The organism is Sphingomonas sp. (assembly GCF_036269755.1).
Taxonomy (GTDB): Bacteria; Pseudomonadota; Alphaproteobacteria; order Sphingomonadales; family Sphingomonadaceae; genus Sphingomonas.
Genome location: NZ_DATBDV010000009.1, coordinates 71,834 through 95,511, shown reverse-complemented (window position 1 = coordinate 95,511; position 23,678 = coordinate 71,834). Strand labels below are relative to the sequence as shown.

Sequence of the window (23,678 nt, the reverse complement as noted above, 5' to 3'; positions counted from 1 at the left end):
TGGGGGGCCACCGACGTCATGCAGATAAAAAGACTGCGCCTGTCGGGGTTCAAGAGCTTCGTCGACGCGGCCGATTTGCGGATCGAGCCGGGGCTGACCGGCGTGGTCGGGCCCAATGGCTGCGGCAAGTCCAACCTGCTCGAGGCCTTGCGCTGGACGATGGGCGAGAACAGTCCGAAGTCGATGCGCGGGTCGGGCATGGACGACGTCATCTTCGCCGGCACCGACAACCGCCCCGCGCGCGACTTCGCCGAAGTGGCGATCCTCGCGGAGATCGACGGCGGCGAGACCGAAGTGGTGCGCCGGATCGAACGCGGCGCCGGGTCGGCGTACCGGATCGACGGACGCGACGTGCGTGCGAAGGACGTCGCCCTGCTGTTCGCCGACGCCGCGACGGGAGCGCATTCGCCGGCTTTGGTCAGCCAGGGGCGGATCGGCGCGGTGATCGCCGCCAAGCCCGCCGAGCGCCGCGCGATGCTCGAGGAAGCGGCTGGGATTGCGGGGCTGCACGTGCGCCGCAAGGACGCCGAGCAGAAACTGCGCGCGACCGAGGCCAACCTCGCGCGGCTCGACGAGATCATGAGCGATCAGGAGGCGCGGGCGAACGCATTGCGGCGGCAGGCGCGGCAGGCCGAGCGCTATCGGGAGCTATCGGACAGGATCCGAGTCGCCGAAGGACGGATGATCTTCGCGCGCTGGCGCGACGCGGCGAACGCCGCCGATGCCGCCAAGGCGGACGCCGCGCAATGCGAGGAGAAGGTCGCGCAGGCGGCCGAAGCGCAGCGCGCCGCGGCGGCGCATCAGACCGCTGCCACCGAAGCACTGGCGGAGGCGCGATCGGCGGCGATGGCCGCGCGTGAGGCCGCGAGCGAAGCGGCGCATGCGCTGGCGACGTTGCGCGCCGAATACGGCGCGGCCGAGCGGCGGATCACCGAGCTCGCCGGCCAGCGCAGCCGAATTGCCGAAGATCGCGAGCGCGAGGGTGCGCTGGCCGTCGACGCGGCCGAGGCGCTGGCGCGGCTCGAGGCCGAGGTAAAGGCACTGGCCAGGCGCGCCGACGAGGCTGCGGCACGGCTCCCCGCGCTCGATTCGACCTTAGCCGAGGCCGAGCGCGCAGCCCGTGACGCCGATGTCGCGCTGGCCCAAGCGATGAGCCGGCAGGCCGCCGAGCTCGCCGACGCGCGCGTTGCCGAAGCGGCGGCGGCGGCGGCGAAGGCACGCCACGACCGCGCGTTACGCGACCAGGCGACGCTAGCGGCCGAGTTGAAGACGCTCGGCGATGCCGCGCCGCTGCGCGACGAGCGAGCACGTGCGGTCAAGGCGCGAACCGACGCGCTCGATTCGGCGGAAACCGCTCGAACCGCGCGAACGCGCGCGGACGCCGACGAACGCGCCGCGCAGGAAGCGCGCGACGCCGCCGAACAAGCACGCGCGGCGGCGCGCGCGGAGCTGGCGACGATCGAGAGCGAGTTGCTCGCGCTCGAAAAGGCGACTCGGCCGGCCGGGCGCGACCGCTTGCTCGACCATGTCCGCCCCGCGCCCGGTTACGAGCGCGCGCTGGCGGCGGCGCTCGGCGACGATCTAGAGACCGGGCTCGACGCCACCGCCGACCGCTATTGGGCGGGCGCCGAGCCGCAGCCGGGCGATCCCGGCGCGCACGGGCTGTCGCGGCTCGGCGATCACGTCGGGGCGCCCGCGGCGCTCGCGCGGCGGCTGGCGCAAGTGCTCGTCGCCGAGGCCGATACCGGCCAGAACCTCGCGGTCGGGCAAAGGCTGGTGACGCTGGCGGGGACGTTGCGGCGGTGGGACGGCTATGTTGCGCGGAGCGGCGGAGCGGCAGCAGCGGAGCGGCTCGAACGGATCAACCGGCTGGCGGCGCTCAACAAGGCGCGGCCGCAAGCGCAAGGCGCGCTCGACAAGGCGAATGCCCGGCTCGACGCCGCCGAAGCGAAGATCGCCGCGGCACGCACCGAGGCGGCGGCGGCGCGCGCGTCGCTCGAGCGCGCCGACGCTGCGGCGCGCGACGCGAGCCGCGCCGAGGACCGTGCCACGGCGCAGTTCGAACGCATCGAAGCGATGCGCGCCGACCTCGATACGCGCGGACGCCGCGTGGCGGGCGAAGTCGCGGAGGCCGAAGCCGAGTTGCAGCGGGCGGAGGCGGCGCGCGCGTCGCTCCCCAACGGCGCCCATACCCGCGCCGAGGTCGCGCAATTGCAAGCCGAGGCCGAGACCCGGCGGTCGAATGCGTCGAACGCGCGCGCCGAGCGATCGGCGGTCGACCGTGCGATTGCGGCCGACCGCGAACGGCTTGCCGCCGCCGAAGCCGAGCAGAAGGGCTGGAAAGAGCGCGCCGGCGAGGCCGCGAAGCGGATCGCGGACATGGCGAAGCGCGCGGCCGCGCTAGCGGCCGAGGCCGAGGCCGCCGCGGCGCGGCCGGGGGAGCTCGCCGCGCAGATCGAGGCGGGCGACGCGAGGCATGCCGATCTCCGCGCCGCCGCCGATACCGCCGCGGCGGCCGAACGCGACGCCGAGGCGCGCGTCCGCAGCGTCGAGGAAGCCGCACGCGTCGCCGCCGAAGCGCTGTCGCTCGCACGCGAGGCACGCGCCGGGGCGGCGGCGCGCGCGGAGAACCAGGATCTGCGCCGGATCGAGATGGCGCGGCTGTCGGGCGAGCGCTTCGCCTGCCCGCCGCCGCTGCTCGGCGAGCGCGTCGGGTTCGACACCGAGTGTGTCGGCGACCCGCAGGACGAATCGGTCGCGCACGACAAATTGCTGATCGACCGCGAGCGGCTCGGCCCGGTCAACCTCGTCGCGGAAACGGAGCTTGCCGAGCTCGACGCGGCGCGGCTCGACGCGGCGGGCGAGCGCGACGAGCTGGGCCAAGCGGTCAGCCAGTTGCGGGGATCGATCGGCACGCTCAACCGCGAGGGGCGCCAGCGGCTGCTCGCCGCGTTCGAGGCGGTCAACGGCCATTTCCAGCGGCTGTTTTCGACCTTGTTCAACGGCGGCGCGGCGCGGCTCGAGCTGATCGATTCGGACGATCCGCTCGAAGCGGGCCTGGAGATCATGGCGCAGCCGCCGGGCAAGAAATTGCAGTCGCTCACGCTGCTGTCGGGCGGCGAGCAGGCGCTGACAGCGGTCGCGCTGATCTTCGGGCTGTTCCTGACCAACCCGGCACCGATCTGCGTGCTCGACGAAGTAGATGCGCCGCTCGACGACGCCAATATCGAGCGTTTCTGCGACTTGCTCGACCGCATGACCCAGGAAACCAACACCCGCTACCTGATCGTCACGCACAACGCCGTGACGATGAGCCGCATGCACCGCCTGTTCGGCGTGACAATGGTCGAGCGCGGGGTGAGCCGTTTGGTGTCGGTCGATCTGGGCGGGGCGGAAACCTTGCTCGCCGCCGAATGATCAGGCCGGTTGGGGCCGGAGCAATTTTCCGAACGCCAGCTTCACCAGCAGGAATATCGCAGCGGCGCCTAGGATCGCGGCAACGTGGATGCCCCAGAATTGGGCCGGGGGCATGATGTCGAGCCACCCACCGACCAGCCCGACCAGCAGGTTCGCGGCGAACAGGAACAGGTAATAGATGCCGATCATCGTCGCGGCGATCGCGCGCGGCGCCGAGCGCGAATACAGCGCCAAGCTGACCGGGAAGAAGTTCGCGAAACCGAGATTGTTGAGCGTATTGACGACCAGCGCCACCCATAACGGGATTTTGCCGCCGGTCGCGACATGCTGGCTGGCGACCACCGCGACTAGGATGAACGCAAGCGAGGAAATGAGGCAGCCGACCACCATCTTGGTCAGCTCATCGGGTTCGCGCCGCCGTTTCCCATACCAGCGCCAAAAGATCACCACGCCGCCCAGCGTGAAAAAGCCGGTGATCGAATCGAACGAGACCAGGAACCCGGTCGGCATGCGGTACCCGAACAGCATGAACTCGTAGGACCGGTCCGCCCACACCAGATACGCGTTGAAGAATTGCTGGTTGCCCAGCGCGCCGATCGCCAGCACCGGGATCATCGCCAACAGCAGGATGAGAACCTTCCAGTCGCGCGATGTCATCGCGGGCGCGGGCTTGGCGGCGACCGCGCGCGCGACTCGCCGGTCGGGCGGCAAATGGCGACGGCCGCTCAGATAGACGATCAACCCGATCAGCATCCCGACGCCCGCGGCGCCGAACCCCCAATGCCACGCGATGTTGTCGGCGAGCGAACTGCACACCAAAGGCGCGAAGAACGCGCCGAAGCTGATCCCGAGATAATAGATCTGGAACGCGTCGGCGGTGCGGTTGTCGCCTGGCCCATAGAGCGCGCCGACCTGGCTCGCGAGGTTGCCCTTGAGGCAGCCCACACCGAGCACGAGCAGCAGCAGCGCAAGCAGGAACGACACCTCGAACGCCATCATGAAATGGCCCGCGGTCATCAGCAGCGCGCCAAGCGTGATCGTCCGCGTCTTGCCCAGCCAGCGATCGGCGACGATGCCGCCCAGGATCGGCGTCAAGTAAACGAGCGCGGTGTACGCGCCGAAGACATGCGACGACAGCGCCTGCGTGGTCGGCGCGGCGCCATAAATGAGCGCGAGCACGCCGCTGAACCAGCCGAACCCGGCGACATTTTCGATATGGCCCGGGAGCAGCAGTACCTTGACCATGTAGAGCACGAGCAAGGTCTGCATGCCGTAATAGCTGAACCGCTCGAACGCTTCCGTGCCGGCGATCACCGGCAGGCCGAGCGGATGTCCGAGAAACTCGCGCTTGTGCGGCGGGCGCATCAGTGCGTCGGGGCGAACGTCCGGTTCTTCGATCGTCATTGTCCGCTTCCCCCGCCAAAGAAGCAAAACCTAGCGCGATGCTTGCCCGACGCCAAACGCTGCGGCACGATCGTGAAATGAGCCATGCGCCGCCCACAACCGACACCGGCTTTTTCGGCCACCCCAAGGGCCTCGCCTACCTCGCCTTCACCGAATGCTGGGAGCGGTTCAGCTATTACGGCATGACGTCGCTGTTGACGCTGTACATGGTCGAGCAGTTGTTCAAGCCGGGCCATGCCGAGCACGTGCTCGGACTCGGCGCGCTGCGTCATCTGTTCGCGTGGCACGGCGCGTTGAGCGATATCGCGTTCGCCTCGCTGATCTATGGCTGGTATGGCGGACTGGTCTATTTCACGCCGATCCTAGGCGGGTGGATCGCCGACCGCTGGCTGGGCACCAAGGCGACGGTGGTGACGGGCGCACTGTTGATGTGCGCCGGGCATCTGGCGATGGCGTTCGACGCGTCGTTCCTGATCGCGCTGCTCTTACTGATCTGCGGATCGGGATGCCTCAAGGGCAATATCTCCGCGCAGGTCGGCGATCTCTATCCGGCCGCGGCGGAATCGCGTCGGACGCAAGGGTACACGATCTTTTCGGCGGGTATCAACGTCGGCGCGGTGCTGGGGCCGCTGACCTGCGGCGGGATCGCGGCGTTGTACGGCTGGCATGCCGGGTTCGGAGCAGCGGCGGGGCTGATGATGCTCGCGCTGATCGTCTACCTCGCCGGACAGCGACACCTCCCCAGTGGGCGAACGCAGGCCGACCGGGCCGAGCTGCCGCCGATGACCGCCGACGAAAAGCGGCGCACAATTCTGCTCGTACTGGTCGCGGCGATGACGCTGTTCCCCACGATCGCCTATCCGATGATCTGGAGCATCGGGGTGCTGTGGGTCGACCAGCACGTCGCGCTCGGGCCGGTACCGGCATCGTGGTTCAATTCGGTCGACGCGTTCGCCTCGATCGTCGCGGTGCCGCCGCTGGTGGCGGTGTGGGCGTGGCAGGCAAGGCGCAGGCGCGAGCCGTCGGACGTCGCCAAGATCGGGATCGGCGCGCTGTTGACCGGCGCGTCGGCCTTGTTTTTCGTGGCGGGCGACTTGCTCCCCGGCGCTGGCGGCAAGACCAATGTCGGCTGGGCGCTGGCGGGCTTTTTCGGGATGGGCGTGGCGTTTCTCTATTACTGGCCGGTGCTGCTCGCGCTGGTCAGCCAGGCCGCCCCCCCGTCAGGTCAAGGCGACCATGATGGGCGGGGTGTTCCTGTCATTCTTTCTCGGCAGCGTGATCGGCGGGTGGGTCGGCAGCTTCTACGACCAGATGACGCCGGCTTCGTTCTGGACGATCGACGCCGCGATCGGGATTGCCGGCGGGTTGCTCGTGCTGGCGGTGGCGCGACCGCTGGCGCGCGCGCTCGAGCCCGCTACCTGATCAGCAGCGGCAGCCCGCCGCCGAGCAGCCCGACCGTGGCGATGAAGAAGCCCGCCATCAGCTTCGCGTTGGTGGCCCCGGTGACGCCGGCAAGGGTCGCGTTCTCGCGGTACCACGCCTTGAGCGCGACGATTCCCATATAGAGCCCGGCGAGCCCGACGACGATGCCGATCCATGCGAGTACCATGCGCGCTTCCCCCTCAATTGAACGATGCGCCCGAGCCTAGGCGCTGCAAGCGCGCGCGCCTTGTAGGAAAAGGTCATCCGGCACGGTGCGTCGGGGCTGCTGAATAAAAGACAGTGACTTGTCGAGCGCGAGAACATAAAAGGAACACGTGCCGCAGCTCGATACCCGCCAAAAGCTCGCAATCCTCGCCGACGCCGCGAAATACGATGCGAGCTGCGCGTCATCGGGGTCGGTGAAGCGCAATTCGCGCGGTGGCAAGGGAATCGGATCGACCGATGCGGGCATGGGCATCTGTCACGCTTACGCGCCCGACGGCCGTTGCATCTCGCTGCTCAAGATCCTGCTGACCAACTCCTGCATCTTCGACTGCCATTATTGCATCAACCGCAAGAGCTCGAACGTGCGCCGCGCGCGGTTCACGGCGGAGGAAGTGGTGCAGCTGACGCTCGCTTTCTATCGCCGCAATTATATCGAGGGGCTGTTCCTGTCGTCGGGAATCATCGGATCGTCCAACTATACGATGGAGCAGATCGTCGAGGTCGCGCGCAGCTTGCGCGAGGAGCACGATTTTCGCGGCTATATCCATCTCAAGACGATCCCCGACGCCGATCCCGAGCTGGTGCACCGAGCGGGGCTGTATGCGGACCGCGTGTCGATCAACGTCGAGTTGCCGACGGTCGGCGGGCTCAAGCGGCTCGCGCCGGAAAAATCCGCAACGCAGATCGAAGGCGCGATGGCGGCGACCAAGGCGGACATTCTCGACACTGCGGACGCCAAGAAACGCTACAAATCGGCGCCGCGGTTCGCGCCGGCTGGGCAATCGACCCAAATGATCGTCGGCGCGGATGCGGCGACCGACCGCGACATCGTCACGCGCGCCGCCGGGCTGTACGGCAAGTTCGGGCTCAAGCGAGTCTATTACTCGGCCTTTTCCCCCATCCCCGATGCCAGTGCGGTGCTGCCGTTGAAGCGCCCGCCGCTGATGCGCGAGCACCGGCTGTATCAGTCCGACTGGCTGATGCGGTTCTACGATTACAGCCCGCAGGACGTCGCGGACGCCGCCGACGAGACGGGTATGATGCCGCTCGACATCGACCCCAAGCTCGCTTGGGCACTCAAATTTCGCGGGCGGTTCCCGGTCGACGTCAACCGCGCCCCGCGCGAGATGTTGTTGCGGGTGCCGGGGCTCGGCACGCGCGCGGTCGACCGAATCCTCACTGCGCGGCGCTGGCGGCGGCTGGCGCTCGCCGATGTCGGGCGGCTGACCGTCGGCCTCGCCAAGGTGCGGCCGTTCCTGATCGCGAGCGACTGGCGCCCGGTGGCGCTCGCTGACAAGCTCGACGTCAAGAGCCTGGTCGCGCCTAAGGCCGAGCAGATGGAATTGTTCGGATGAAACCGCCGCCGCCGCTCGCCGGTTGATTGGCGATGCGCGTCGTCACGATCGAGGCCGAGGACGATTTCGACGGCTGGCGCGACGCGGTGCGCGGGCTGGTGCTCGACCAAGTCCCGCCCGACCAGGTCGTCTGGCAAGTCGGCGACGGAGCCGGCGAACTGTTCGCGGGACAGGGGTCCTCGGGCGCGGCGCCGGCGCGCGCGTTCTCGGTGCCGCGGCCGTTCATCGACCTCGCGCGCAACGCGATCCTGCACCGCGACCGCGAGCGCTTCGCGCTGCTCCACACCTTGCTGGTGCGGCTGCGCGACCATCTGAAGCTCCTCGAGGACCAAGCCGATCCGCTCGTCCGCCGCGTCGAAAGCTTCGCCAAGGCGGTGCGCCGCGACATCCACAAGATGCGGGCGTTTGTCCGCTTCAGGGAAGTGCAGGACGACGACGGCGCGCGTTACGTCGCGTGGTTCGAGCCCGAATTCCACATCGTCCGTGCGAACGCTGCATTCTTCGTCGACCGCTTCGCGTCGATGCGCTGGTCGATCCTGACCCCGGAGCTATCGATCCACTGGAACGGCAAGCGCCTCAGCGAAGGCCCTGGCGCGAGCAAGGCGGATGCGCCCGATGGCGATCCGGTCGAGGCAGTGTGGAAGACCTATTACGCCTCGATCTTCAACCCGGCGCGGGTCAAAGTCGGCGCGATGCTCAAGGAGATGCCGCGCAAATATTGGAAAAACATGCCCGAAACCGCGTTGGTGCCGCAGCTGATTGCGAACGCGCAAAGGCGGGAGAGCGAGATGGTGACCACCGCCAAGACCAAGATCGGCGGCAATATCGAGGCGGCGTGGCACGCTTTGCGCGAGGAAGCGATGGGGTGCACGCGCTGCCACCTCTACAAGCACGCGACGCAGACCGTGTTTGGCGAAGGGCCGGTCGATGCCCGGCTGGTATTCGTCGGGGAACAGCCGGGCGATCAGGAGGATCTGGCGGGGAAGCCGTTTATCGGCCCTGCAGGGCAGATGTTCGACCGCGCGCTCGCCGAGGCGGGGGTCGACAGGGCGCGCGTCTACGTCACCAACGCCGTCAAGCATTTCAAATACGAGCAGCGCGGCAAGCGCCGGATCCATTCGAAACCCGACGCCGGCGAGATCAGCGCGTGCCGCTGGTGGATCGAACAGGAACTGGCGATCGTGAAGCCGCAAGTCACGGTGGCCCTCGGCGCGACCGCAGCGCGTTCGCTGTTCGGCAAGGTCATGACGATTAGCCGCGAACGCGGCCGCGCGCATCAGCTCCCCGATGGCGGCGAAGCGTGGATCACCGTCCACCCGAGCTTCCTGCTACGCCTCCCCGACCCGGACGCGCGGCATGCCGAATATGCGAAGTTCGTCGCCGACCTGAAGGCGATCGGCAAACGCATCGATTGATTTCAAAGATTAGCGCTGCAAACCCTAGTGCCCTCGCCGGCGCTAATGTTTGAAGCAATTCTCTCTATGCCAGCGCAAATAGTGCGCGTGCGGCCGCTCATCGGATCGGTCCGGAGCCAACGCGCGACCGGTAGAATTTATCATGCCCTTTACACCATCCGGATCATTGACCTGACGCGATACGAGTATCGACAAGTCGTCGTCCAAGCCGATGAGCCCGCGATCGAACATCCAATGCGCGGTTCCGCTGAGCGCAAGTCCATTTTGTAGGCTGTCTGGACCCCCCGCCTCAACTGGCCGGATATGCGCGGCTTCTACCTCGGCGCGCCCGCCGCCGTTGATCAGCTTCAATCCGGTTATCGCGCAGCGCGCGCCGTAGGCTTTCAAGACGACACGCCGAAACGCGCGATCACGGACTACCCGGGATACCAACGTCGTGGGCCGGTCAGTAATCTCGAAGCCAAAGGGCGAACGATCATCCTGCACGCGATCAGCCAGATTCCCGTCAAGGCGCGGCAGGATACCTTTCTCTTCGGCCAGTCCTCGGTCAACGATTCGCCGAAAGTCCGCGGGCGACAACGGCCGGACGGCCCATTGGGCATTGATCAGGTCACGCTCGACCGCCCCGTCGGCATCGGCGCGAGGCACCGGATCCGGAAAGTCGATATACGACCCCGGTTCGATCATCGCATAATACATCCCTTGCTCGCTGGCGTCTGGGACGATCGATTCGACCTTCGCGGTGGCGAAATAGCCCTTGCTGTCCGGTACCTTAACCGGCTCATAATACACGACCCAATCGCCAACGATCGGCCGGGCGCGATCCAAGTACTGCCGGGGGAAATGGTAACGCTCAGCCGGGGTGTCGTCGTAGCGCGAATCTTCTCGATGAATGAACACGCCGAAAGACATCGGCTGTGTGTAATCCGCGCGAATGTACGCCGCAACAATCTGCTTGGCGTGCGACTTGACCAGTCGGGCGCGCTCCCGCATCGCGCGCGGCCATGATCGAACGCATTCTGGGCTGGCTCGCCGGCATCGTCATCGCAGTGATTTCGGCGCTGGGCTATTTCGGCATCACCGGGCTGATGACGCTGACCGCAATGGGCATCGCGATCCCGTCCGAGCTGATCATGCCGTTCACCGGCTTCCTCGTCGCGCAAGGCAAGTTCAGCCTGGTGGGCGCCGCGACCGCCGCCGCGATTGGCGAGAATATCGGCGCGGCGATCGCGTACCAGATCGGCAAGAGCGGGGGGCGCCCGCTGATCCTGCGCTACGGCCGCTACGTGATGATCGACGCGCCGCATGTCGACGCGGCGGAACGGTTCTTCACCCGCTGGGGGAGCGCGGCGGCATTGGTCGGACGGTTGCTGCCGATCGTGCGCAGCTTCATCGCCTATCCCGCCGGGATTGCGCGAATGAATCGCGCCAAGTTCCACCTCTACACCACGCTCGGCTCGTGGCCGTGGTGCTTCGCGCTGGCGTGGATCGGCATGAAGCTTGGCAAGGCTTGGGACACCGATCCGCGGCTCAAGGCGGCGTTTCACTCGGCCGAACTGGTGATCGTGGCCTTGGGGGTCGCGGCAGTCGCCTTCTATATCTGGCACCGCGTTCGCGGCGTCAGGAAAGGCTGAGCTTGTCCGCCACCGCGCGCGTGCGGGCGTCGCGGTCGCTCGCCATTCGCGCCACCATCTTGCGGTAACGGTCGAGAATCTCGGGCTCTACCTTGTCGGGCGATCCGGCGTCGAACGGGGGCGCTGGATCGTATTCGATGCTGAGCTGGACGAACTTGGCATGGTCCTCTCCGCGGATCGCCGCGACCAAGGCCAGCCCGAAATCGATCCCCGCGGTGACGCCGCCGCCGGTCACGCGGTTGCGGTCGAACACCACGCGCTCGTGCACCGGAATCGCGCCGAACAGGGCCAGGTTATGATGCGATGCCCAATGCGTCGTCGCTCGATAGCCGTCGAGCAGCCCCGCCGCGCCGAGCAGCAGCGCACCGGTGCACACCGCCGTCACCCATTCGGCTTGCGCGCCCATCCGCCGCACCCAATCGACCGTTTCCGCATCCTCCATCGCCGGCACGACGCCGAATCCGCCTGGGACGAACAGAATGTCGGGCACGCGCGCAGTGGCGAAGGTCGCCGTCGGCTGGAGCGTGAAGCCGGCGTCGGTCGCGATCGGATCGAGCGACTTCGCGACCAGTTCGATGCTGGTATTGCCCATCCGGGTCAGCACTTGTGCGGGTCCGGTGAAATCGAGCTGAGTCATGTCGGGGAACAGCACAAAGCCGATATGGATCGCAGGGATACTGGCCATCAGGGACCTTTCGGTTGCGACCGCACGAGCAAGACTGCGAGCGGGATTGCGAGGATCAGGTAGAGCGCGACGCCGGCAAACGGACTCCAGCCGAGAAAGTCGCTTGGCAGCGTGCGCAGCGTTCCCGTCGCCCAGTCGGTCTTGAGGATCGGATCCCACAACGGAAAGCGATAGGTATCGGGCGTGGTGATGTTGGCCGCAGCGATCGCAAGGTTGATCGCGACCGACAGCCCGAGCAGCACCAGCGCGAAGGCTCGTTCCCACCAATAGACCGTCTGTGCCCAGAACGCCGCGAATCCCAAGGCGAGCAACCCGATCGCCGGGATGGCATGGCGCGGGCCGGTCGAATGCCCGCCGTCCCAATAGACATAGGCCGAATTGACCAGCAACACGACGATTGCGGCCACCGCCAGCATCGCCGCCATCCCGCGCTGACGCTTGCCGAGCTGCCACAGTCCGAACGGCGCGACGATCAGGATCGGCGCGACCCACACTATCCCGCGGCGCAACCCGACGATGATCTCGGACAGGACGGCGAGGCTGGGAACGGTCAGCCCGAACAGCCCCTCGTTCATTCCCGCAAACCCGACCACGCCTTGATAGCCGAGCCGCACCGGCGTTCCGAACGCGATCATGTTGTATGCGACGAAGGGGACGATCAGCGTCGCAGCACCCGCCGCCGCTGCGATCCCCAGCAAGCGCGGCGTGCGCAGCCGTGCGGCGCCCCACACCGCGACGACGCTCCCGGCGAGCACCGCCTGGAATTCGATGAGCACCGCCAGGCCCAGCGCGGCCCCGGCGAGCGCGGCAAATCGCCCCGTTCGCTCTTCGCCCGCGCGCCACAATACCCAGGTCGCGATCACGAACAAATCGGCGACCGGGGCGTGCCCAAACAAGGTCGTCGACCAGCCCCAGACCGGCGTCCCGAGCGCGAAGGCGGTCGCGGCGAACAGTGCGCCGCTCGCGCTGCCGGTCGTACGCAGCGCAAGATCGTACAGCGCGACCGCCGCGAGCGCGGTCAGGATTGCGCTCACCGTCGCGACCGCCAGCCGCAATCGCTCGGTCATCCAGTGTTCAAATGCCGGGTCCCAGACGGTGTCGGGGATCGGCGGGCGCGTCGACAAGCGATCGGCGGCGGCGGCCGCGGGCAGCGCGAGCAGGGTCATCCCCGGCGCCTTGTCGAGATAGACATGGCTATCGAACTGCGCCTTGTCGATCGTCAGCCGCTGATAGTCGTCGATCCGCCCGCGCTGCCCGTCGATCAGCGAAATCGCCGCGAAAGTTCGGGTCGAATTGTTGGGGTTGAGTGCCCACGACCCGAACCACACGCACGACAGCCAGACCAAGACGAACAGCAGCAGGCGCGTGCGAGCCACGCCGCTCAGCCGAACAGCCAGTGACCGAGCAATCTCGTCTCGATCAAGGTGAAATAACCCGCGACGAGCAATGCGCCGGTGACCAGCCCGCGCACCGCGCGGCGGTGGGCGGCGACATTGTGCGCTCGCGCGGTCAGCCACACCGCCGGCGCGATCGCCAACGTCACCGCCGACAGGATATGGATGATGCTGAAATGGCCGGGATGGCTGAGCCGCACGAAGAACGAAATCGCCGCCGTCGCGACCATCGCCGCCACCCAGATCTTGCCGAGCAAACGATGCGTATTCGTGCCGCGCGGACGGAGCAGCATGTACGGCGTCAGCGCGAGCGCGATCAGGATGGTGCCGAGATGCGCCCAGACGATGCCGGGCACCGCGGACCATTGCGTACGGCCCTTGACGAGCGCGAGCAGCACGATCGCGAGCAGCCCGCTCGCGGCGACGGCGAGCGCCCGCTCATACGCGTCGGGCGCGATCGACCGCAGCGGCTTCGATTTGACGAACAGGCTGGCCATGAATCCCCCGATTGCGCGGCCACACTAGCCGCGCGACCGGGGCTTGCGAACCCGCTTACTGGCCTTCGGTCTCGGCCTTCTTGCGGTCGCGATTTTCCTGCTTGGCCTCGCGGAACTGCTGCTGCGAGCAGCCGAGCGATCCGCCCGGCCCGATCGCCGAGCACGACCCGATCCCGCTCGCGCCGGTGTCGAGCGTGCCTTGCGCGCGCAATGCCCAGGCCTGGTTGCTCGGCGTGACCTTGAACTCGCGTAGTTCCTTGGGGACTCGGAACTGCTCGGCGGCATCGCGGCGCGTGCAGATCACGATCTCGTTGCCGCTGGCATCGGTCGGGCAACGCTCATTGCCGTAGAGCACGAGCACGCCGTTGATGGGCGCGTTCTTCGATACCGCGCCGGGCCCGCTGGGCTTGGGCGGCGGCGGCGTGCCCGGCCCTTGCGTCTGTTGCGCCGCGGCGGGCAGCGCGATCGTCACGGCGAGCATCCCGATCATGATCCTGCGCATTCGCATCCTCCTCCCAACCGTCGCGCTATACGCGCTTGGCGGTAGCAATTGCCAGCCGGCAACCGAGCCGGATCACCGCCGACATCAGCGGATAGACCGGCGCGCTTTCCGCCCCGTGCGCCAGCGCCGTGTCGCGATGCTCGACCTCCTCGGCTTGGAACGTCGCGATCGCCGCCGACAATTCGGGATCGCTATCGCCCAATTGCTGAAGCTGCTCTGAATAATGCTTGTCGATCTCGGTTTCGACCGCGGCGGTGCACGCCATCGCCGCTTCGGGACCAATCGCCGCGGTGACCGCCCCGAGCGCGAAACCCGCGACGTTCCAGAACGGCTGGAGCAAGGTCGGGCGCACGCCGCGCCGCGCCATCATGGCATCGAAGAACGCGCGGTGGCGTTCCTCCTGCCGCGCCATCCCGGCGATCTCGCGCGCGGCGATGCTACGGTCGCCCATCACGGCGAGCTGTCCTGCGTAGATCCGCGTCGCGCCATATTCGCCGGCCTGATCGACGCGGATCATCGAATCGGTCGCCGGACGGCGATCGCCGGGGCGCCAGCCGCTCATGCCGCGCGAGTCCGCCGCACCAGGAACCAGCCGATCACGCAGGCGCCGGCAAGCGAGACGATCGCGTTAAACCCGGCGAGGCTGATGCCGAACAGCGTCCATTGCGGCGAATCGCACCGCACCACGGGCGCTTTCATGATGTCGGCCAGGATGTCACCGCTGGTGCCGAAGGTCGCGGTGCAAGGGGTGAAGCCAGGCCACCAATGATATTCGACGCCCGCATGCGCGACGCCGATCATGCCGCTGACCGCGATCGCCACCGCCGCCAGCGCGACGAGCATGCGTTTCGGCGTGTGCGGCACGAACGACAGCAACGCGATGACCAGCGCGGCGTAATGCGGCCAGCGCTGCCAATGGCACATCTCGCACGGGTAGAGATGCCCGAACAGCTGAAAGCTCCACGCGCCAGCGAGCAATGCCGCCGGGATCAGCAGCGCAAGCGCGCGGGCCTTGGCGAAGCTCGTCATGCGCGTCTCACCGCTTCGCCATCGCCGCCGGCACGCGCGACAAGCGGCCAAGCGTCTGGAGCGCGTAGTAAAGCTGGAAGTCCGTCACGCCGCGCTTCTTCAATTCGTCGGGGGTCGCCGCGAAGCGCGGGTCGGTCTTGGTGTCTTCCTCGAGGATCGCGTTGTCGGCCTTGACCGCGTTGACCAGATGCCGGCGCAGATCGGCCTCACGGAAGATCGGGCGCGACTTGTAATCGGGGTCGGAAATCTGCGGCACCGAGATGTCCGGACGAACGCCGCCCTCCTGCACCGATCGGCCCGACGGCGTGAAATAGCGCGCCGTGGTGAGCCGCAAGGCGCTGTCGGGACCGAGTTGCAGGAGCGTCTGGACCGATCCCTTGCCGAAGGTGCGCTCGCCCATGATCAGCGCGCGGTGATGGTCCTGGAGCGCGGCGGCGACGATTTCGGAAGCGCTTGCGGTCCCGGCATTGACCAGCACGATTACCGGGAGCCCCGCGGCGACGTCGCCCGGGCGTGCGTAATAGCGCTCGATATCGGCCTTGTCGCGCCCGCGCTGGCTGACGATCTCGCCGTCGGACAGGAACGCGTCGCTCACCTCGATCGCCTGGCTCAGCAACCCGCCGCCATTGTCGCGCAGATCGACCACGTACCCGAGCGGCTTGTGCCCGAGCGACTTGTCGATCGCGACAATGGCCCCGCGCACATCCGCACCGGTATTCTCGCTGAAGGTGTTGATGTTGAGATAGCCGATGCCGTCCTTGACTTCCCACTTCACCGGCTTCTGGACGATGACTTCGCGGACCAGGCTGACCTCGATCGGCTTGTCGCGGCCGGGGCGGACGATCGTCAGCGCGATTTTGGTGCCGGGCGCCCCGCGCATCGCCTTGACTGCTTCGTCCAGCGTGCCGCCGAACAGCAACTGGCCGTCGATCTGCGTGATATAGTCGCCCGACTTGATCCCGGCGCGGAACGCCGGCGTATCTTCCTGCGGCGCGATCACTTTGACCGCGCCGTCCTGCATCGTGACCGACAGGCCGAGCCCGCCATAATTGCCGTCGGTCAGGATCTTCATGTTCTGAAAATCGAGCGCATCCATGTAGCTCGAATGCGGATCGAGACTGTTGAGCATGCCGTCGATCGCACCGCGGATCAGCATCTTGTCGTCGACCTTGTCGACGTAGTTCGCCTTCACCTGGTTGAACACCTGCATGAAGGTGTCGAGCTCGTGATAGGTGTCGCTGTCGGACGCCGCCGAAGCGGCGGTGACCGCGGGGACGAGCGCGAGCGCGCCGGCGATGGCGGTCGCCTGGAGCCAGGAAAATGCACGAGCCATGGGTAAGGTAACGATCCGATCGGAAGAGGGGGCGAATCTATTTAGCCGGTCAGCGCGACCGGGTCCACCGGGCGGCCTTTGCGGCGAAGCTCGACGGTGATGCGGCGATCGTCGCCGCTCTGCGCCGCACCGATCAGCGCGCCCTGCCCGACCGCTTCGTCGATCCGGACCGACAGCGTGCCCAGCCCCGAGATGAGGGTCGTCCAGCCGCCACCATGGTCGATGATGACGACGTTGCCATAGTCGCGGAACGGCCCCGCGAAGACGATCTTGCCCGCGGCGGGCGCCAAAACGTCGGCCTCGCCCGCGACCGCGAAGGTCAGCCCGCGCGACGTGACGCCGCCGTCGGAAACCTCGCCGAACCCGGTGACCAGCTTGCCGGTCACCGGCAGGCGCCAAGGTGCGGACGCCGTGGTCCAGGGCAGCGGCGCGGACGGCCCCTCGCCCGGCTGCGCCGGACGCGGCAGCGGTCCGGCGAGCTGCGCGAGGCTGCGGCCGGTCGTCGCGGCATCGCCGGTGACTTGCATCTGGTCGACCAAGTCACGCGCGCGTTCGCCGAGGCCGATCGCACGGTCGCTTTCGGCGAGCGCGGTGCGGCTCAAATCCTGCGACTTGAGGCGGTGCTCGGCCTCGAGTCGGGCGAGCGCGATTCGGTTGGTCTCGAGCCGGCGGCGGCTTTCGGTCAGGCTCTGCGCCGCAAGCACGGCATCGGCGCGCAACCGGCGCGTGCGATCGAGGTCGCCGCGCAAGCCCGCCGTGCGCGCTTGGACCAACGGCAACGTGCTGCCCAGCACCGCGCGGACATGGACGAGATCGGTGACCGACCCCGGCTGCATCACGCTGACCGCGCTGGGCTTGAGCGCGAGCGAGCAAAGCGCAGCCACGAGGCGCGCGATCGGCCCTTGCTGCACCGCAAGCCGCTGCTGCTGATCCCCCAGCAAGCGGTCGACCAAAGCAATTCGCGCGGTCGCCGCGGCGATGTCGGCTTGCGCTTGCTGCACCTTCGCGCCGAGCGCCCGTTCCTCGGCGAGCGCCTTCGCCGCTTGGTCGCGCTCGGCACCCGCGGCAGCGTCGAGCTTGGCGGCGCGATCGGCGGCGGCGGCGGATTGTGCGCGCGCCTCAACCAGGCGGCGCTGCTGGTCGGCGATGTCCGACGCGGCGCCGGATTGTGCATTGCCCTGCCCCGCCGCGATCGCGACGGCGAAAGGCAACAGGACGAGGGCGTAGGTAGCCTTCACGACCTTACCCTTCGCGATGATAGGGGTGGTTGGCAAGGATCGACGTCGCGCGCCACAATTGCTCGGCGAGCATCGCGCGCGCCATCATATGCGGCCAGGTCAGCCGCCCGAACGACAGCAGATAATCGGCTTGTGCGCGCTCCGTGTCGGAAAAGCCGTCCGCCGCGCCGATCAGGAACCGCACTTCACGCACCGCCTCGTCGCGCCACTTGCCGAGCCGCTCGGCGAAGGCGACGGAGCCGGGCATATCGCCGGTTTCGTCGAGCAGGACGATTTTGGTTTGCGGGTCGAGCGCGGGCAGCTTGTCGCCGGTGTCGGGGAGTTCGGTGACCTTGGTCGGCCAGCCCACGCGCTTCAGATAGCGGCCGACCAACTCGGCCTCCGGGCTGCGGCCGATCTTGCCGCGCGCGACGATGTGGATCAGCATCGCTCAACCCCGTTCGTGTCGAGCGAAGTCGAGACACGACCACGGACATCTCGAATGCGTGTCTCGACTGCGCTCGACACGAACGGGCATTGGTCCGATTCGATCAGTGCGAAACCGGCACCGGCGCGTCGCCGAACGCCCACATCCGCTCGAGATTGTAGAAGCTGCGCACTTCGGGGCGGAACAGATGGACGATCACGTCGCCGGCGTCGATCAGCACCCAGTCGGCCGTCGGCAGCCCTTCGATCCGCGCGGACCGCCCGGTCTCGGCCTTGATCCGCTCGGCGAGCTTCTGCGCCATCGACGCAACTTGCCGGGTCGATCGCCCGCTGGCGATGACCATGTGATCGGCGATCGAAGACTTGCCGGCGAGCGGGATCGAGATGGTGTCGACCGCCTGGTCGTCGTCGAGGCTCGCCATGACGAGCCGGTGCAGCGCCTCGGCGCCTTCGGCGTCGGACGAACGATACGCATTGGGAGATGTGGCCAAGTCGGTTCCTATGGAGTGGGTGGGTGTTCGGGTTCGGCGTGGCGGCGCAGATAATGGCGTTGCCAGCCGGGGTCGGCCGCACGCAGCCGGGTCGCGGAGGTCGGATCAGGGCGAAAGCGCAGCAGCACGAGGGCCGGCAATCTCCACGTCGTCCAGTTCTTCGCCTGGTGTGCGGGCCGGAAAAAGCGCCGCAACCAACCCATGGCGGGAAACGCCCGGGCAGCCTGATCATAGCCCGGCCGGGCGATCACCGCAATCGGCATCGACTTGGCAATGTGGCGCCAGCCCTTCCACTGGTCGAAGGTGATGAGGTTATCCTCGCCCATCAGCCAGATGAAATCGATCCGGCGATAGAGCCATCGCAACCGCGCGAGCGTATCGACGGTGTAGCGCGTGCCGAGGCGTTGCTCGATCGCCGACACCTTGATCGGGGCGTGCGCCGCCATCTTGCGCGCCGAGGCGAAGCGCACCGCGAACGGCGCCATGTCGGTTACCTTGTCCTTCAACGGATTGCCCGGCGAGACCAGCCACCACACTTCGTCGAGCCCGAGCGCCTCGATTGCCGCCAGGCTGATCGCGCGATGCCCCGAATGCGCCGGGTTGAACGAGCCACCGAGAAGACCGACGCGCAAAGCACCGGCCATCAGCGGGCCGACCAATGCGCAATGACTGGAAGTCTGGCTGTCGTCGGAACAGGATAGAGGCGGCAAGCGTCGATCATGTCGCCCCGATAGTCGGGGTTGCCCACGCGGGGAAGCGTTGCGTTGGCTGAACGATCAGGGACGCGTTTGGCCCGAACCGCGACCGATCCACTTATAGGTGGTGAGCCCCTCCAGCGCGACCGGCCCGCGCGCATGCAGCCGCCCGGTGGCGATGCCGATCTCTGCGCCCAGGCCGAATTCGCCGCCATCGGCGAATTGGGTCGAGGCGTTCCACAGCACGATCGCGCTATCGACTTCGGCGAGAAAGCGTTCGGCGGCGGTGGCGTCCTCCGCGACGATGGCGTCCGTGTGGTGCGATCCATGCGCGGCGATATGCGCGAGCGCGGCGTCGAGGCCGTCAACGACGCCAGCGCTGGCGATCGCGTCGAGATATTCGGTGTCCCAATCCGCGCTGCTGGCGGCGGGCAGCACCGGGGCGATTGTACGGAGCGCATCGTCAGCGCGAATCTCGCAGCCGGATGCGTCGAGCGCGGCGATCAGCGCCTCCTTATGCGGATAGGCTTGGTCGATCAGCAGCGTCTCCATCGCGCCGCAAATCCCGGGGCGGCGCATCTTTGCGTTGATGACGATCCTTTCGGCCATCGTGGGATCGGCAGAGGCGTGGACGAAGACGTGGTTGATGCCGTCGAGGTGCGCGAGCACCGGCACGCGCGCTTCGGCCTGGACTCGCGCGACCAGGCCCTTGCCGCCGCGCGGGACGATCATGTCGATCGCGCCCTTTCCCGCCAGCATCGCGCCGACCGCGGCGCGATCGGTAACCGGCACCAGTTGCACCGCCTCGATGGGCAGGCCGGCCGCGTCCAGCCCAGCCAGCAACGCCGCGTGGATCGCCCGATTGCTTTCGATCGCTTCGGACCCACCGCGCAGAATTACCGCATTGCCGGCGCCGAGACATAAAGCGGCGGCGTCGGCGGTGACGTTCGGTCGGCTTTCATAGACGATTCCGATCACCCCGATTGGCACGCGGATGCGTGACAGGACGAGGCCGTTGGGGCGTTCGGTGGTGTCGATGATCTCGCCGACAGGATCGCGCAGGGTCGCGATGGTGGCGACTCCGTCGGCCATCGCCGCGACTCGCTCGGGCGTGAGCTTGAGCCTCTCGAGCATCGCCGCCGACAGGCCCATCGCAGCGGCGCTCGCCATGTCGACCGCGTTGGCGTCGAGGATTGCAGCCTCCGCCGCGCGGATCGCGGTGGCCATCGCTTCGAGTCCGCGGACCTTGTCGCTGCTCGATAGGCCGGCCAGAACGCCTGCCGCGACGCGCGCGCGCCGCCCCATCGCCGCGATCAGCGCGTCTGCATCGATCTCGACGTCGACGATATCGCTCATCACGGCTGCGTATCATGCGCGCGGGGCGGACCAAAACGGTATCGCGTTTCAAAGCGGCGATGCTATCCACCGCGCATGAGTGGAGGAATCGAACTGGCCGGCGACATCGCGACTGGCGCATTGCTCGGTCGTGCGGTCGAACCGGAGGCGGGCGAGCGGAGCGGAGACCGCGCGCGCGGCGTCTGCCTCAATTGCGGCACCGCCTTGATCGGCGAATTCTGCCACGCGTGCGGGCAGAACGGGCATGTCCACAAGACGCTGATGTCGATCGGGCACGACCTTCTCCACGGCGTGTTCCATTTCGAGGGCAAGGTCTGGCGGACGCTGCCGATGCTCGTCGCGCATCCGGGCAAATTGACTCGGCGCTATATCGACGGCGAGCGAGCGCGCTTCGTCTCCCCGCTCGCATTGTTCCTGTTCTTCGTCTTCCTGATGTTCGCGTCGATCAGCAGCCTGGGTGGCGGCAGCGGCGTCAATTTCGACGAGACGCCGCGCTCGCGCGAACAGCGGATCGCCTCGCTCGACGGCCAGATCGCCAAGACGCAGGCCGAACTGACCAAGGCGCAAGCCGTGGCGGCGAAAGGCGGCCCCGATGCCGACGACGCGGGGGGCGAAGTCGTGGGATTGAAGGCGACGCTGCAAGGTCTCAAGGTCGCGCGCAGCACGGTGGCGACGAGCAAGGACGGCCATACCCGCGTGACGCTGAGCGATGCCAGGACCGGGTGGGCGCGGCTCGACCATGGCATCGCCAAAGCCAACGCCAATCCCGAGCTGGCGCTCTACAAGCTGCAATCCTCGGCTTATAAATACAGCTGGGCACTGATCCCGATCTCGGTGCCGTTCGTAGCGTTGCTGTTCCTGTGGCGGCGAAAGTTCAAGCTCTACGATCACGCGATCTTCGTGACCTATTCTCTGTCGTTCATGATGCTGCTCATCACCGTGGTCAGCTTGCTGGCGCTGATCGGGGCACCGGGCTGGCTCTACGGCTGCATGATCGCGTTCGCGCCGCCGGTGCACATCTTCGCGCAGCTGCGCGGCGCGTACGGGTTGCGCTGGTTCTCGGCGCTATGGCGCACGATCGTGCTCGGAATTTTCGCCAGCATCACGCTGAGCTTGTTCGCGATGCTGTTGCTCGGGCTCGGGCTGATGGAATAAGCGGGCGCTCCCCGGTTGGGAAGCGCCGCTGATTCAGGCGCCCGCTGGCGCAGCGCTGCCGAATGGACCGGCCGGCCGCTTGGTCTTCGGGATCGCCGATCCGCCGACCGGCAACGGAGTCGATGGCGCGCCGGGATCCGGACGGCCGATATCCTCGCCAGCGATGATCTTCTTGGTCTCCTCGCCCGACAGCGTCTCGTACACCAACAGCGCCTCGCCCAAGCGGTGAAGCTGCTCGATGTTTTCGGTCAGCACCTTGCGTGCGACGCTCTCGGCCTCCTCGACCAGCACACGCACTTCGGAGTCGATCAGCTGCGAGGTTTCCTCGGAGATGTGCGCGCGGCTGCCCATATAGCTCGGCTCTTCCTCGCGATAGTTGAGCCAGCCGAGCTTCTTCGACATGCCGTAATCCATCACCATCGCGCGCGCGGTGCGAGTCGCCGCCTGCAGGTCGCTCGATGCGCCGGTGTTGAGCTCGTCCTCGCCATAGATCAGCTGTTCGGCGATTCGCCCGCCGAAGCTCATCGCGAGCTCGGCCTTCATCTGCTTCTGGTTGCGGTTGAGCATGTCGCGTTCGGGCATCGTCCAGGTCACGCCCAGCGCGCGGCCGCGCGGGATGATCGTGACCTTGTGCAACGGATTGTTGCCGTCGACGTGGAGCGCGACGATCGCGTGCCCCGCCTCGTGATACGCGGTGGTCTTCTTCTCCTCCTCGGTCATCACCATCGATTTGCGCTCGGCGCCGAGATAGACCTTGTCCTTGGCCTGCTCGAACTCGAGCATCGCGACCAGCCGCTTGCCCTTGCGTGCGGCGAGCAACGCGGCTTCGTTGACCAGGTTGGCGAGATCGGCACCCGAAAAGCCCGGCGTGCCGCGCGCGAGCACGCGCGCATCGACGTCGGGCGCCAGCGGCACCTTGCGCATATGGACCTGAAGGATCTGGATCCGGCCCTCGATATCGGGGCGCGGCACGTTGATCTGGCGATCGAATCGGCCCGGGCGCAGCAGCGCGGGGTCGAGCACGTCGGGCCGGTTGGTCGCGGCGACGATGATGATCCCTTCGTTCGCCTCGAACCCGTCCATTTCGACCAGCAGCTGGTTGAGCGTCTGCTCGCGCTCGTCATTGCCGTTGCCAATGCCGGCGCCGCGATGACGGCCGACCGCGTCGATTTCGTCGATGAAGACGATGCACGGCGCCGATTTCTTGGCTTGCTCGAACATGTCGCGCACGCGGCTCGCGCCGACGCCGACGAACATCTCGACGAAGTCCGAGCCTGAAATGGTGAAGAACGGCACGCCGGCCTCGCCCGCGATCGCGCGGGCGAGCAAGGTCTTGCCGGTGCCGGGCGAGCCGATCAGCAAAGCGCCCTTCGGAATCTTGCCGCCCAATCGGGCGAACTTGGTCGGGTCCTTGAGGAACTCGACGATCTCCTGCAGTTCCTCGCGTGCTTCGTCGACGCCGGCGACATCGTCGAACGTCACCTTGCCCTGCTTTTCGGTGAGCATTCGCGCGCGGCTCTTGCCGAACCCCATCGCCCCCGACCCGGACGACTTCTGCATCTGGCGAAGCACGAAGAAGGCGATACCGAGCATCAGCAGGAACGGCAGCGACTGGACGAGGATATATTGCCAGATGGAGGGGCCCTCGTCGGGCTTGGCGATGACATCGACATTGGCTGCGCTGAGCGCCGGGTAAAGCTGCGGATCGGGTGTCGCGGGCGTCGCGGGCAGATTGGCACGAAAGGTCGAACCATCCTGGAACGTGCCGTTGACCACCGTGCCGGCGATCTCGACCTTGGCGACCTTGCCTTCCTTCACTTGGTTGAGGAACGCCGAATAGGACAGGCCCTTGCCGGGCGCCGCCGCCGATCGGCCGTCGACCATCGTCACCAGCAGCGCGAGCGCGACGAGGACGCCCACCCAGATCATCAGGTGCTTGACCCAGTTGTTGCCACCGCCATCGGGGCCGGGCTGCCGGTCGTTCTCGTTCATGATAGTCGATTAC

21 protein-coding genes are annotated in these 23,678 nt (G+C 67.2%); 6 read left to right on the top strand and 15 right to left on the bottom strand.

Annotated features, from left to right (window positions below):
- The first annotated feature begins 18 nt into the window (after nt 1-18).
- On the top strand, nt 19-3,417 hold the full coding sequence (locus tag VH326_RS07100) for a chromosome segregation SMC family protein (protein ID WP_329631107.1): 3,399 nt from the start codon (nt 19-21) through the stop codon (nt 3,415-3,417).
- Here the strand turns inward: VH326_RS07100 and VH326_RS07095 are convergent, their stop codons facing one another.
- On the bottom strand, nt 3,418-4,821 hold the full coding sequence (locus VH326_RS07095; protein ID WP_329631106.1) for an oligopeptide:H+ symporter: 1,404 nt from the start codon (nt 4,819-4,821) through the stop codon (nt 3,418-3,420).
- Nucleotides 4,822-4,898: 77 nt separating this feature from the next.
- On the opposite strand from VH326_RS07095, the gene VH326_RS07090 reads away from it, so the two are divergent.
- The 3 genes from VH326_RS07090 (at nt 4,899) to VH326_RS07080 (ending at nt 9,238) form a co-directional block, all read left to right on the top strand.
- On the top strand, nt 4,899-6,386 hold the full coding sequence (locus VH326_RS07090; RefSeq protein ID WP_329631105.1) for a peptide MFS transporter: 1,488 nt from the start codon (nt 4,899-4,901) through the stop codon (nt 6,384-6,386).
- A gap of 192 nt (nt 6,387-6,578) precedes the next feature.
- Nucleotides 6,579-7,823: a putative DNA modification/repair radical SAM protein gene (locus VH326_RS07085; protein WP_329631104.1), complete on the top strand. Its 1,245-nt coding sequence runs from the start codon at nt 6,579-6,581 to the stop codon at nt 7,821-7,823.
- Between the two features lie 32 nt (nt 7,824-7,855).
- Nucleotides 7,856-9,238, top strand: coding sequence for a UdgX family uracil-DNA binding protein (locus tag VH326_RS07080; protein ID WP_329631360.1), 1,383 nt, complete (start codon nt 7,856-7,858; stop codon nt 9,236-9,238).
- A 42-nt stretch (nt 9,239-9,280) separates the two neighbouring features.
- Here VH326_RS07080 and VH326_RS07075 read toward each other — a convergent pair whose 3' ends face one another.
- Entirely contained in the window at nt 9,281-10,231 is a 951-nt protein-coding gene (locus tag VH326_RS07075; protein ID WP_329631103.1) for an HNH endonuclease, read from the bottom strand.
- Between the two features lie 11 nt (nt 10,232-10,242).
- Here VH326_RS07075 and VH326_RS07070 point away from each other — a divergent pair, with 11 nt between their 5' ends.
- Nucleotides 10,243-10,872, top strand: coding sequence for a DedA family protein (locus tag VH326_RS07070; RefSeq protein ID WP_329631102.1), 630 nt, complete (start codon nt 10,243-10,245; stop codon nt 10,870-10,872).
- Here VH326_RS07070 and VH326_RS07065 read toward each other — a convergent pair.
- The 12 genes from VH326_RS07065 to VH326_RS07010 all read right to left on the bottom strand — a co-directional run bounded on the left by VH326_RS07065 (nt 10,859) and on the right by VH326_RS07010 (nt 20,518).
- On the bottom strand, nt 10,859-11,557 hold the full coding sequence (locus VH326_RS07065) for a DJ-1/PfpI family protein (RefSeq protein WP_329631101.1): 699 nt from the start codon (nt 11,555-11,557) through the stop codon (nt 10,859-10,861). The genes VH326_RS07070 and VH326_RS07065 overlap by 14 nt on opposite strands.
- On the bottom strand, nt 11,557-12,933 hold the full coding sequence (locus VH326_RS07060) for a hypothetical protein (protein WP_329631100.1): 1,377 nt from the start codon (nt 12,931-12,933) through the stop codon (nt 11,557-11,559). The genes VH326_RS07065 and VH326_RS07060 overlap by 1 nt, the downstream gene beginning before the upstream one ends.
- A gap of 5 nt (nt 12,934-12,938) precedes the next feature.
- Nucleotides 12,939-13,448: a hypothetical protein gene (locus VH326_RS07055; RefSeq protein ID WP_329631099.1), complete on the bottom strand. Its 510-nt coding sequence runs from the start codon at nt 13,446-13,448 to the stop codon at nt 12,939-12,941.
- A gap of 55 nt (nt 13,449-13,503) precedes the next feature.
- Nucleotides 13,504-13,950, bottom strand: a complete 447-nt coding sequence (locus tag VH326_RS07050; RefSeq protein WP_329631098.1) for a hypothetical protein — start codon at nt 13,948-13,950, stop codon at nt 13,504-13,506.
- Between the two features lie 25 nt (nt 13,951-13,975).
- Nucleotides 13,976-14,512: a demethoxyubiquinone hydroxylase family protein gene (locus VH326_RS07045; protein WP_329631097.1), complete on the bottom strand. Its 537-nt coding sequence runs from the start codon at nt 14,510-14,512 to the stop codon at nt 13,976-13,978.
- Entirely contained in the window at nt 14,509-14,979 is a 471-nt protein-coding gene (locus VH326_RS07040) for a disulfide bond formation protein B (protein WP_329631096.1), read from the bottom strand. Before VH326_RS07040 ends, VH326_RS07045 begins: the two co-directional genes overlap by 4 nt.
- 7 nt (nt 14,980-14,986) lie before the next feature.
- Entirely contained in the window at nt 14,987-16,312 is a 1,326-nt protein-coding gene (locus tag VH326_RS07035) for a S41 family peptidase (protein WP_329631095.1), read from the bottom strand.
- Nucleotides 16,313-16,353: 41 nt separating this feature from the next.
- Complete coding sequence (locus VH326_RS07030; protein WP_329631094.1) at nt 16,354-17,550, bottom strand: murein hydrolase activator EnvC family protein; 1,197 nt, start codon at nt 17,548-17,550, stop codon at nt 16,354-16,356.
- Between the two features lie 4 nt (nt 17,551-17,554).
- Nucleotides 17,555-17,977: a 23S rRNA (pseudouridine(1915)-N(3))-methyltransferase RlmH gene (locus tag VH326_RS07025; RefSeq protein ID WP_329631093.1), complete on the bottom strand. Its 423-nt coding sequence runs from the start codon at nt 17,975-17,977 to the stop codon at nt 17,555-17,557.
- Nucleotides 17,978-18,080: 103 nt separating this feature from the next.
- Entirely contained in the window at nt 18,081-18,398 is a 318-nt protein-coding gene (rsfS, locus tag VH326_RS07020; protein WP_329631359.1) for a ribosome silencing factor, read from the bottom strand.
- Nucleotides 18,399-18,475: 77 nt separating this feature from the next.
- On the bottom strand, nt 18,476-19,111 hold the full coding sequence (locus VH326_RS07015) for a nicotinate-nucleotide adenylyltransferase (RefSeq protein ID WP_329631092.1): 636 nt from the start codon (nt 19,109-19,111) through the stop codon (nt 18,476-18,478).
- A 132-nt stretch (nt 19,112-19,243) separates the two neighbouring features.
- Nucleotides 19,244-20,518: a glutamate-5-semialdehyde dehydrogenase gene (locus VH326_RS07010; protein ID WP_329631091.1), complete on the bottom strand. Its 1,275-nt coding sequence runs from the start codon at nt 20,516-20,518 to the stop codon at nt 19,244-19,246.
- Between the two features lie 75 nt (nt 20,519-20,593).
- On the opposite strand from VH326_RS07010, the gene VH326_RS07005 reads away from it, so the two are divergent.
- Complete coding sequence (locus tag VH326_RS07005) at nt 20,594-21,673, top strand: DUF3667 domain-containing protein (protein ID WP_329631090.1); 1,080 nt, start codon at nt 20,594-20,596, stop codon at nt 21,671-21,673.
- 33 nt (nt 21,674-21,706) lie between these two features.
- Here the strand turns inward: VH326_RS07005 and ftsH are convergent, their stop codons facing one another.
- Nucleotides 21,707-23,665 carry an ATP-dependent zinc metalloprotease FtsH gene (ftsH, locus tag VH326_RS07000; RefSeq protein WP_329631089.1) on the bottom strand — a complete coding sequence of 653 codons (1,959 nt, stop codon included), beginning with the start codon at nt 23,663-23,665 and terminating at the stop codon, nt 21,707-21,709.
- Between the last annotated feature and the right edge of the window lie 13 nt (nt 23,666-23,678).